The 9,170-nt window shown below is 69.2% G+C and carries 13 protein-coding genes and 1 pseudogene; 6 read left to right on the top strand and 8 right to left on the bottom strand.

All coding sequences use genetic code 11. The features are described 5' to 3' along the window. Positions 1 to 428 (bottom strand): biotin/lipoyl-containing protein (locus E4A53_RS14480; RefSeq protein WP_136163825.1); only part of this gene is annotated, 428 nt, incomplete at its 3' end. Positions 429 to 586: 158 nt separating this feature from the next. Between E4A53_RS14480 and E4A53_RS14475 the strand changes: the two genes are divergently transcribed. Then, the gene (locus E4A53_RS14475; RefSeq protein ID WP_136163824.1) at positions 587 to 1,042 is read left to right on the top strand and encodes a universal stress protein; all 456 of its coding nucleotides are present in this window, start codon (positions 587 to 589) and stop codon (positions 1,040 to 1,042) included. A gap of 16 nt (positions 1,043 to 1,058) precedes the next feature. Here the strand turns inward: E4A53_RS14475 and E4A53_RS14470 are convergent, their stop codons facing one another. The 4 genes from E4A53_RS14470 to E4A53_RS14970 all read right to left on the bottom strand — a co-directional run bounded on the left by E4A53_RS14470 (position 1,059) and on the right by E4A53_RS14970 (position 3,148). Continuing rightward, positions 1,059 to 1,484, bottom strand: coding sequence for a hypothetical protein (locus E4A53_RS14470; RefSeq protein ID WP_136163823.1), 426 nt, complete (start codon positions 1,482 to 1,484; stop codon positions 1,059 to 1,061). Between the two features lie 104 nt (positions 1,485 to 1,588). Continuing rightward, positions 1,589 to 2,089, bottom strand: coding sequence for a GAF domain-containing protein (locus E4A53_RS14465; protein ID WP_136163822.1), 501 nt, complete (start codon positions 2,087 to 2,089; stop codon positions 1,589 to 1,591). 11 nt (positions 2,090 to 2,100) lie between these two features. Next, a complete protein-coding gene (gene arfB, locus E4A53_RS14460; RefSeq protein WP_239018325.1) occupies positions 2,101 to 2,508 on the bottom strand; it encodes an alternative ribosome rescue aminoacyl-tRNA hydrolase ArfB in 408 nt (135 codons plus the stop codon). Further along, the gene (locus E4A53_RS14970; protein WP_239018324.1) at positions 2,501 to 3,148 is read right to left on the bottom strand and encodes an RluA family pseudouridine synthase; all 648 of its coding nucleotides are present in this window, start codon (positions 3,146 to 3,148) and stop codon (positions 2,501 to 2,503) included. Before E4A53_RS14970 ends, arfB begins: the two co-directional genes overlap by 8 nt. Before the next feature lie 117 nt (positions 3,149 to 3,265). On the opposite strand from E4A53_RS14970, the gene E4A53_RS14450 reads away from it, so the two are divergent. Further along, positions 3,266 to 3,610, top strand: a complete 345-nt coding sequence (locus E4A53_RS14450) for a hypothetical protein (RefSeq protein WP_136163819.1) — start codon at positions 3,266 to 3,268, stop codon at positions 3,608 to 3,610. Between the two features lie 10 nt (positions 3,611 to 3,620). Beyond that, positions 3,621 to 4,049: a DUF2231 domain-containing protein gene (locus E4A53_RS14445; protein WP_136163818.1), complete on the top strand. Its 429-nt coding sequence runs from the start codon at positions 3,621 to 3,623 to the stop codon at positions 4,047 to 4,049. A 161-nt stretch (positions 4,050 to 4,210) separates the two neighbouring features. Here the strand turns inward: E4A53_RS14445 and wrbA are convergent, their stop codons facing one another. Both wrbA and E4A53_RS14435 read right to left on the bottom strand, forming a co-directional pair. After that, positions 4,211 to 4,810: an NAD(P)H:quinone oxidoreductase gene (gene wrbA / locus E4A53_RS14440; protein WP_136163817.1), complete on the bottom strand. Its 600-nt coding sequence runs from the start codon at positions 4,808 to 4,810 to the stop codon at positions 4,211 to 4,213. Positions 4,811 to 4,892: 82 nt separating this feature from the next. After that, a complete protein-coding gene (locus E4A53_RS14435) occupies positions 4,893 to 5,600 on the bottom strand; it encodes a pirin family protein (protein ID WP_136163816.1) in 708 nt (235 codons plus the stop codon). Positions 5,601 to 5,701: 101 nt separating this feature from the next. Between E4A53_RS14435 and E4A53_RS14430 the strand changes: the two genes are divergently transcribed. Together E4A53_RS14430 and ctrA are read left to right on the top strand one after the other, a co-directional pair. Further along, on the top strand, positions 5,702 to 6,604 hold the full coding sequence (locus E4A53_RS14430; RefSeq protein ID WP_136163815.1) for a LysR family transcriptional regulator: 903 nt from the start codon (positions 5,702 to 5,704) through the stop codon (positions 6,602 to 6,604). Between the two features lie 747 nt (positions 6,605 to 7,351). Next, positions 7,352 to 8,059, top strand: coding sequence for a response regulator transcription factor CtrA (gene ctrA / locus E4A53_RS14425; RefSeq protein WP_136163814.1), 708 nt, complete (start codon positions 7,352 to 7,354; stop codon positions 8,057 to 8,059). Positions 8,060 to 8,400: 341 nt separating this feature from the next. Here the strand turns inward: ctrA and phaR are convergent, their stop codons facing one another. Further along, positions 8,401 to 8,946 (bottom strand): polyhydroxyalkanoate synthesis repressor PhaR, encoded by a 546-nt coding sequence (gene phaR, locus E4A53_RS14420; protein WP_136163813.1) that lies wholly within the window; start codon positions 8,944 to 8,946, stop codon positions 8,401 to 8,403. On the opposite strand from phaR, the pseudogene E4A53_RS14415 reads away from it, so the two are divergent. Next, positions 8,945 to 9,170: pseudogene (locus tag E4A53_RS14415) on the top strand (alpha/beta hydrolase); the annotation flags it as partial. The gene phaR and the pseudogene E4A53_RS14415 overlap by 2 nt on opposite strands.

Raw genomic sequence — 9,170 nt, 5'->3', positions numbered from 1 at the left:
GCCTCGGCCAGCCGCCGGGCGAGCGGACTGGCCTTGACCCGGTCGCCGGACGCGGCCGGTGCCGCCGGCGCGGGGGCCGGCTTCGGCGCGTCGGCCTTCGCCTCCGGCGTGGGCGCAGGCGCTTCCGCCTTCGCTTCGGATGCCGCGGGCTTCGCCGCCGGTGCCGGTGCCGCCGCCGCGTCCTCGCCCTCGCCGGCGATCACCGCGATCACCGTGCCGACCTTCACGTTGTCGGTGCCCTCGGCAACCAGCAGCTTCGCGATCGTGCCCTCGTCGATCGCCTCGAACTCCATCGTCGCCTTGTCGGTCTCGATCTCGGCGATCAGGTCGCCCGCCTGGACGGTATCGCCTTCCTTGACCAGCCACTTGGCGAGCGTGCCTTCCTCCATCGTCGGTGACAGGGCCGGCATCTTCAGTTCGATCGGCATGGGCGGGCACATCCTCGTAATCGTCATGAGCAGCGGATCAGGCGTCCTCTCTCGACCAAGCCCCGAAAACGGTCAAGACCATGACTTGCGCGCGCCGCCGTCATGCTTCACCTTCGCGCCACCGGACGATTTTCACCGGAGGGGGACGACGAAAACGCATGCGCACCTATCTGGTGGTGATCGACGAAACGGCCGAGTCGGAAAGCGCGCTGCGGTTCGCCGCCCGCCGCGCGGCCAAGACCGGCGGCGGCGTGCAGATACTGGCGCTGCTGCCCAAGCCTGAATTCGTCCAGTGGGGCGACGTGCAGGCGACCATAGAGGAAGAAGCGCGGTTGCGCGCCGAGGCGCTGGTCACCGGCGCCGCCGGCACCCTGCTCGCCGAATCCGGCATCCGCCCGTCGATCACCGTGCGGCAGGGCGACCCGATCAAGCTGGCGCGCGAGATGCTGGCCGCCAACCCCGACATCGCGGCGCTGGTGCTCGGCGCGGCGGCGACCGGCGGGCCGGGGCCGCTGGTCACCCACTTCACCGGCGTCGCGGCGGGCAGCCTGCCCTGCCCGGTGATGATCATCCCCGGCTCGCTCGACAGCGATGCGATCGACCGGCTGAGCTAAGGCGCCGCGACCGCGCTCAGCGCCGACCGACCGGCACCGGCTGCGACTGGATGACGATGGTGGTGACGACAGGCGCCGGGTAATACCAGCCGCCCGCCACATAGCCCCCGGCGGGCGCGGCCGGCGGCGGCGGCGGCGCATAATCCGGCGGTGGCGGCGGATAATAGGGCGGCGGCGGCACGGCGCGATAGGCGCCGTCGTAACGGCCGCGATACTGCGCCACCGGCGCGTCGTCATAGCTGCCGGTCCAGGTGCCGGTCCACGTCCCGTGATAGGCGCGGCCGTCGGCGGTCACGCCGTCATAGGCATGGCTGTAGACCGGCGACGCGGCGGGCGGCGCCGGCGGCATCGGCTGATAAGGGAGGCGCGGCGGTGGCTGGGCTGCGGCGGCGCCGGCCAGCAGGACGGCGGCCAGAGTCGCGGCCGGGGCGGTTGCGTCCATCGGATCCTCCCTCGCTGCCGCATCGCCGCGCGATCGCCGGCGACGAATACGGTCGCCGGCCTGTTTACCACGCCGCCGCCCGGCGCTCCACGCGCTTGCGCGGTTCAGGCCGTCCCGTTCCGGGCCAGTCGCGGCGCGAGCAGCGCGACCAGCGCCTCGCAGCCGGCGGCGTCCTCCGCGTCGAAGCGGCCGGGCGTCGGCGCGTCGATGTCGAGCACGCCGATCAGCCGCCCGGCATGGACGATCGGCACGACCAGCTCGCTCGCCGATGCCGAATCGCAGGCGATATGGCCGGGAAAAGCATTGACGTCCGCGACCAGTTGGGTCGCGCGGGCAGCGGCGGCGGTGCCGCACACTCCCTGCCCCATCGGGATGCGGATACACGCCACCTTGCCCTGGAACGGCCCGAGCACCAGCGCGTCGCCGATCAGCCGGTAGAACCCGGCCCAGTTGATGCCTGGCAGATATTCCCAGATCAGCGCGGCGGCATTGGCCATGTTGGCGACCGGGTCCGGCTCATCGGCGGTCAGCGCGTCGAGCGCTCCGGCGATCTCGCGATACAGCGCCACCTTGGGCGCCGCGCTGTCGATGTCGAAATGATGCATAACCCGTCCTGTCAGTCGAGGGCGATCCGGCCCCGCCCCTTCTTCACCGCGGCGCGGATGGCCTTGCCCTCCAGCCGCTTCTCGCGCGCCGCCCGGCCCGGCCGGGTCTTGACCCGTCGCGCCGGGGCGACATGCGCCTTTTCGACCAGCGCCGCCAGCCGCGTCCGTGCCTCGGCCCGGTTCGCCTCCTGGGTGCGGTGGACGCGCGCGGTGACGACGATCGCGCCGTCCTGGGTCCAACGGCTGCCGGCCAGCGCCTTCAGTCGCGCGAACACCGCCGGGTGCAGGCGCAGCGCGTAGACGTCGAGACGCAGTTGCACCGCCGTCGCCACCTTGTTGACGTTCTGCCCGCCGGGGCCGGAGGCGGTGATGAACCGTTCCTCGATCGCATCCTCCGGCAGGGCGAACGGTTCAGGCACTGAACCCGGCCTCGTGGAACCGCTCGGGCAGCGGCGCGCTCGCCTCGACCGGCGGCTTCGGGTCGCGCGGCAGGCGGATGTGGCTGGCGTGGAGCAGCATCGCGCCGCCGCCCTTGCCGTAGACCGGGTCGCCGACGATCGGCATGCCCAGCCCGGACGCGGCATGAACGCGCAACTGGTGGGTCCGCCCGGTTTCCGGCACGAAGCGGATCAGCGCCCGCCCGTTCCGCTCAGCCAGCCGGGTCCAGCGGGTGACGGCGGGCTTGCCCTTCTTCGCCGGGATCATCCGCCAGCCGGCCTCGCGGCTGCTGATCTTGGCCAGCGCCAGATCGATGACACCGCTCTCCGCTTCCGGCACGCCGTCGACCACCGCCAGATAGTGTTTCTCGACCAGCCCGGCCTCGAACGTCTGGGCGAAGCGCTTCTGCGCCTTGGCGTTGCGGGCGAGCAGCAGGCAGCCGCTGGTGTCGCGGTCGAGCCGGTGGACCGCGACCGGCCAGCGGTGGAAGCCGAAGGTCAGGCTGGCCAGATGGTTCTCCAGGCTGAGCGATCCGTCGCGCGGCGGGTCGACCGGCAGGCCGGCGGGCTTGTCGAGGACGATCGCCTCGCCGTCGATGAACAGGACATGGTCGCTCAGCATCCCCGGCATATGGCGCCCCCGGCGGCAAAGCGAAAGCCCCAGCCGGGGAACCTGGCGCGCCCGCCGCCATCCAACCCCGTGACAGGCCGGCACAGGCGCCGGCGAAGGGGAGGAAACATGCTTGGCTATGCGCTTCTATCATTTGCCGTCGCCGCCGTCGGCGGGCTGATCCTCGCCGCGTCGGTGCTACGCGGCCGGCTGGCGCCGTGGGCGCTGTCGCTGGTCCATGCCGCGCTCGGCGCGACCGGGCTGGTGCTGACCCTGCTCGCGGTGCTCGGCGGGGCACGGGGCAGTGCCGCGCTCGCGCTGGTGCTGCTGCTCGTCGCCGCGCTCGGCGGCTTTTTCCTCGCCAGCTTTCACCTGCGCGGCAAGCCGGGGCCGAAGCCGGTGGTCGTCATCCACGCCCTTGTCGCGGTGTCGGGCGTGCTGTGCCTGACCGGCGCCGTCCTCAACCTGGCCTAGGCAGGCGGCGATGCGGCTGTTCGGCCACCCGATCCACCCGATGCTGGTGCATTTCCCGGTCGCCCTGTGGGCGCTGGCGACGGCCGGCGACGCGCTGACGCTCGCCGGCGTTGCCGCCGCATGGCCGCTGGCCTGGCTATGCACCGCCGCCGGCGTCGCCCTGGCGATCCCGGCGATGGCGGCGGGGCTGGTCGATTTTGCCGCGCTGGCGGAAGAGGCCGTGCCGGTGGCGCTGCGCCACATGACGCTGATCGGCGGCGCGTTCACCGCCTACGCCACGTCGCTGGTGCTGCGCAGCGACGGCCTCGCCGCGCTGCCGTCGCCGGCGCTGTCGGCGATGGCCGCCGGGCTGGCCGGCTTGCTGCTGCTCACCGCCGGCGCGTGGCAGGGCGGCCAGCTCGTTTATCGGTTCGGCGCCGGGACCTCCGCCCGGCGCTGAAGCGCCCCTGCCCGTCCTGCGTGCGGGCGGGGGTATTGGCCGGCCCATGCGCCGCCACGCGCCGCCCGACCCCTGGCGGCGCTACGCCGTGCCAAGGGCCATGGCCGGCCCGGCCCTCTCCCGCGTCAGGCGGGAGAGGGCTTTGCCGCGCGCGGTCGTGGTCAGGCGGCCAGCTTCGCCGCCGTCGTCGCCACCCGCTTGCCCAGGTAGCGGGCGCCGGCCAGCTCGTCCGGGTGCGGCTGGCGGCTGCCGTCACCGCCGGCGATCGTCGTCGCGCCGTAAGGGGCGCCGCCGATCACATGGTCGTGGCCCATCTGCTGCGGAAAGCCATAATCGAGGCCGACGATGGTCATGCCGAAATGCAGCAGGTTGGTGATGATCGAGAACAGCGTCGTTTCCTGTCCGCCGTGCTGGGTGGCGCTGGACGTGAAGGCGGCGCCGACCTTGCCGTGCAGCACGCCGGACTGCCACAGCCCGCCGGCCTGATCGAGGAACGCCGCCATCTGGGATGAGATGCGGCCAAAGCGGGTGCCGGTGCCGACGACGATCGCGTCGTAATCGGCCAGGTCGGCAACCTTGGCGACCGGCGCCGCCTGGTCCAGTTTGAAATGGGCGCCGCGCGCGATCTCTTCCGGCACGGTTTCCGGCACGCGCCTGACGTCGACGGTGGCTCCCGCCGCCCGCGCGCCTTCGGCAACCGCCTCAGCCATCGCCTCGATATGCCCGTAGGCGGAATAATAGAGCACCAATACCTTCGCCATTACATGAACTCCTGTTTGGAAGAATGAGGGGGGTGGCCCCGCGCGCAGGGGAGAGGGACGCACGCGGGGCCGGGGCCAACGCCTATTCGGCGTCGACCAGAACCAGTTCGCTGTCGGCGTCGGCGGTGATCGTCACCGTCTGGCCGCCTCCGATCGCGGCGCCGTCGCGCGCCGCCAGCCGCTCGCCGTTGACGCTGACGCCGCCGGTCGCCGGGACAAGATAGGCATGCCGCCCCTCGCCCACCGCATAGGTCAGCGTCTCGCCGGCCTTCAGCGTCGCGCCCAGCACCCGCGCGTCGGCGCGGATCGGCAGCGCGCCGCCCTCGGCGATATCCTCGGCAAAGCCGCTCGCCAGCGTCACGAACTGCCCGGAACGGCTGTTCTTGGGAAACGGCTTCGTTCCCCAGCTCGGCGCACCGCCCAGCCGCTTCGGCTCGATCCAGATCTGGAAGATCGTCGTCGGTTCCGCCTCCAGATTGTACTCGGCATGGCGCACGCCGGTGCCGGCGCTCATCACCTGCACATCGCCGGCGGCGGTGCGGCCTTCGTTGCCCATGCTGTCCTTGTGGGTGATCGCGCCCGACCGGACATAGGTGATGATTTCCATGTCGCGGTGCGGATGGGCGGGAAAGCCACTGTTCGGGGCGATCTCGTCGTCGTTCCAGACCCGGATCTTGCCCCAGCCCATGCGCGCCGGCTCATAGTAATTCGCAAACGAAAAATGGTGCCGGGCGTTCAGCCAGCCGTGATCGGCGTGGCCAAGGCTCTCAAAACTGCGTTTCTCAATCATCTTATCTCTCCGGGAAGCGGGGTTGGCCGCTTGCTTGCCGTCAAGATAGAGGCCATGATCAAAACGAAAATAGAAACAGTAGAAACGGATCGTTTCTGTTTATGCGCCTTCCCGATTTCGAAGCCTGGGCGATTTTCGCCACCGTCGTCGAACAGCGCAGCTTCACCGCCGCCGCCGATACGCTCGGCCTGTCCAAGGCGACCGTGTCCAAGGCGGTAACCCGGTTGGAAACCTCGCTCGGCACCCAGCTTTTCCACCGCACCTCGCGCAGTCTGACGCTGACCGAAGCTGGCCGCGCCCTCGCTCCGCGCGCGCAGACCATCCTCGCCGAAGCGCACGCCACCGAAGAAGCCGCCCGCGACGAAGCAACCGCGCCCAGCGGCACCGTCACCCTCGCCGCGCCGATGACCTTCGGCTTGCAACGGGTGGCGCCCGCGCTCGCCGATTTCCTGCATCGCTATCCGGCCATCACCATCGACCTGCGCTTGAGCGATGCCAAGATCGATCTGGTGGCCGAAGGAATCGACATCGCCCTTCGGATCGCCAGCCTGCCGGACAGTTCGCTGCGCGCGCGGCGCGTTGGCTCGGTAAGCGGCCATATCGTCGCCGCCCCGGCCTATCTCGATCGGCATGGCCGGCCGAACCACCCGGCGGAGCTGGGCGAACATGCATGCCTTGGTTACTCGCTGCTGCCGACGCCAAACCTGTGGCGGTTCACCGGCCCCGACGGCGCCGAGGTTGCGGTCAGACCCACCGGCCCGCTCATTGCCAATAGCGGCGACGCGCTGCTCCCCGCGCTACGCGCCGGCCTGGGCATCGGGGTGCTGCCCGATTTCATCGTCGGCGCCGATATCGCCAGCGGTGCGCTCGAAACGATTCTGACCGACTGGCATTTCCCGCCGGTTGCGCTGCACCTGATCACCCCGCCCGGCATATTGCGCCCGGCGCGGGTTACCGTCCTGATCGACCATCTGTTGACCGCACTTGCCGACTGCCCGCGCTGATCGGCGGCTTATCTGCCGTCGCCCAAGCTCAGCCGGCGCAGCGCCCGCGGCTATTCCGGGTCAGAAACTGCGTCTGCCTCCCCGGGTGACGCGGCGGCTTCGTCGCCGCCGCCGGTTTTGCGCCCGCGCACCCGGTCCTTGACGCCAACTCCAATCCCGACGACGCCAATTACGGTCATGACAATGCAACCCAATGACAGAAGGTCCGCCACGGGCGAGCCGGGGCGCGTCATCATCGATATCGCGGAAAGGCCAGCTTGCGCCACAAGCACAATTGCGATGCCCCGCGACAGTGGATTCCGCCGCATCCAGCGCGGCCGCTCCGGGCGCGGCCGATGCGAAACAGAGCCGGACTGCGCCCAAGACTGCGGGCGGGCATGACTTGCCTCATAAGCGCTTTGCCCAGCAGATGCCGCCGCCGACGTCGCGGGCCCAGCCAGCGGACCCAAGGTTGCGTGCCGATTATATTCGTCGAGTGACATGGTTTCTCTCCCCATCAAACCGCGATCTCCGCCGCGATTATCTGCGCCCGCATCTCCCTAGCACACAATTTATCATCGCCAATTTATGGAAAAGCAATCCGGCGCGGTTCACACCATGAATAGGTGAAATGCGGGTCTGGACAGAAATTCCCGCCGTTGTTCTTAATTCCATATTAAGGTTTGTCGTTCACATCCGTAATGGTTAATGATTTATCCGCGGGCAGCGGGGCGGGATCGCCGTCGCGCCGTAACGGGGGACGACCTGATGCGAGTGTTGCTGATCGAAGACGAGCCGACGACCGCCAAGGCGATCGAGCTCATGCTGACGACCGAGGGCCTCAACGTCTATACGACCGACCTGGGCGAGGAGGGCCTCGACCTCGGCAAGCTGTATGACTACGACATCATCCTGCTGGACCTGAACCTGCCGGACATGCACGGCTACGACGTGCTGAAGAAGCTGCGGACCGCCAAGGTGCAAACCCCGGTGCTGATCCTCTCCGGCATCAGCGAGATGGATTCCAAGGTGCGCTCGTTCGGCTTCGGCGCCGACGACTACGTCACCAAGCCGTTCCACCGCGACGAACTGATCGCCCGCATCCACGCCGTGGTGCGCCGGTCCAAGGGCCACAGCCAGTCGGTCATCCGCACCGGCAAGCTGGCGGTCAACCTCGACGCCAAGACCGTCGAGGTCGACGGAAGCCGCGTCCACCTGACCGGCAAGGAATATGCGATGCTGGAGCTGCTGTCGCTCCGCAAGGGCACCACGCTGACCAAGGAGATGTTCCTCAATCATCTCTACGGCGGCATGGACGAGCCGGAACTGAAGATCATCGACGTGTTCATCTGCAAGCTGCGCAAGAAGCTCAGCCTCGCCTGCAGCGGCGACAATTACATCGAGACGGTCTGGGGCCGCGGCTATGTGCTGCGCGATCCGGACGAAGAGATCGTCGCCGAAAAGGCGGTCGCCTGACCCCACCCGAAATGACGGACGCAACACGGCCGACGGGGCAACCCGCCGGCCGTTCCGCGTCACAGGCCACCCACCCCGTCATTGCGAGCCGCGCAGCGGCGCGGCAATCCACAGGCCCCGCGCCGACCCCGATCGCCCCGCCATCGCATGCGTCACCATCACCAAGACCGCAACGCCGCCCCCACCCCGTCATCCCGGCGAAAGCCGGGATCTTGCTGGTGCATCACGCGGAAATGGGGAGATCCCGGCTTTCGCCGGGATGACGGGAAGGAAAGAACGCGCTTCGGTTCAGCCTGATCTCGCTCCAGGGCGGATCGCCCTTCAGAAGATGGCGATCCGTCCTAAAGCTTCTCGACCTTCGCCTGCAGCGCGGCGAGCTGGGCCTTCAGCGCGGCGATCTCCTCATCCTGCGCACCCGGCGCTTCGGCCGCGGCGGCGCGGCCGCGCTTGAACGCGTCGGCGGCGGCCTCGAACATTTCCATGTTGCGGCGCGCGATCTCGGCGAACGGGCCGCCGGCGAAGGCGCCCTTCATCGCGTCCTGGAACTGCGCCTGGTTGCGGCGGAACGCCTCCATCGACGCTTCCAGATATTGCGGCACCATCGCCTGCATCGAATCGCCGTACATCGCGATCAGCTGGCGCAGGAAGTTGACCGGCAGCATCGTCTCGCCGCGCGCTTCCTCGTCCATGATGATCTGGGTCAGGACGCTGTGGGTGATGTCCTCGTCGGTCTTGGCGTCGACCACCTTGAACTCGCGGCCCTCGCGGGTCATCGCCGCCAGATGCTCCAGCGTGATGTAGCTCGACGTCTCGGTGTTGTAGAGCCGGCGGTTGGCGTATTTCTTGACAATGACGACGCCCGAATCGCCCGAACGAGTTTTGGCCATGACGCTGTCCCGTAATGGTGAAGCGACCCGCCTAGCATCAATCGATACCGCGCCGCAACATGGCCCGCGTCCGCTGCCGCTGTTCCTGGCCTTGCTGCGCGCCGAAACCGCAGCATCGCCGGAACGGCGGGCGGCGGCGCTGGCCGGGCTCGCCGCCTACCAGCAGGCGGAGCGCCGCGCCACGGCCGCCCTGGCGCCGGTCGTCGCCACGGCCGGGCGGGCGC

Source organism: Sphingomonas flavalba, from assembly GCF_004796535.1.
In the GTDB taxonomy this organism is placed as follows: Bacteria; Pseudomonadota; Alphaproteobacteria; order Sphingomonadales; family Sphingomonadaceae; genus Sphingomonas_L; species Sphingomonas_L flavalba.
This window is presented reverse-complemented; position numbering and strand designations above follow the sequence as displayed.

Bases quoted from the DNA above. Each gene is read 5' to 3' on its own strand.
- E4A53_RS14475 (WP_136163824.1), top strand. From the start codon at position 587: ATGCGCACCTATCTGGTGGTGATCGACGAAACGGCCGAGTCGGAAAGC.
- E4A53_RS14470 (WP_136163823.1), bottom strand. From the start codon at position 1,484: ATGGACGCAACCGCCCCGGCCGCGACTCTGGCCGCCGTCCTGCTGGCC.
- E4A53_RS14465 (WP_136163822.1), bottom strand. From the start codon at position 2,089: ATGCATCATTTCGACATCGACAGCGCGGCGCCCAAGGTGGCGCTGTAT.
- E4A53_RS14970 (WP_239018324.1), bottom strand. From the start codon at position 3,148: ATGCTGAGCGACCATGTCCTGTTCATCGACGGCGAGGCGATCGTCCTC.
- E4A53_RS14450 (WP_136163819.1), top strand. From the start codon at position 3,266: ATGCTTGGCTATGCGCTTCTATCATTTGCCGTCGCCGCCGTCGGCGGG.
- E4A53_RS14445 (WP_136163818.1), top strand. From the start codon at position 3,621: ATGCGGCTGTTCGGCCACCCGATCCACCCGATGCTGGTGCATTTCCCG.
- wrbA (WP_136163817.1), bottom strand. From the start codon at position 4,810: ATGGCGAAGGTATTGGTGCTCTATTATTCCGCCTACGGGCATATCGAG.
- E4A53_RS14435 (WP_136163816.1), bottom strand. From the start codon at position 5,600: ATGATTGAGAAACGCAGTTTTGAGAGCCTTGGCCACGCCGATCACGGC.
- E4A53_RS14430 (WP_136163815.1), top strand. From the start codon at position 5,702: ATGCGCCTTCCCGATTTCGAAGCCTGGGCGATTTTCGCCACCGTCGTC.
- ctrA (WP_136163814.1), top strand. From the start codon at position 7,352: ATGCGAGTGTTGCTGATCGAAGACGAGCCGACGACCGCCAAGGCGATC.
- phaR (WP_136163813.1), bottom strand. From the start codon at position 8,946: ATGGCCAAAACTCGTTCGGGCGATTCGGGCGTCGTCATTGTCAAGAAA.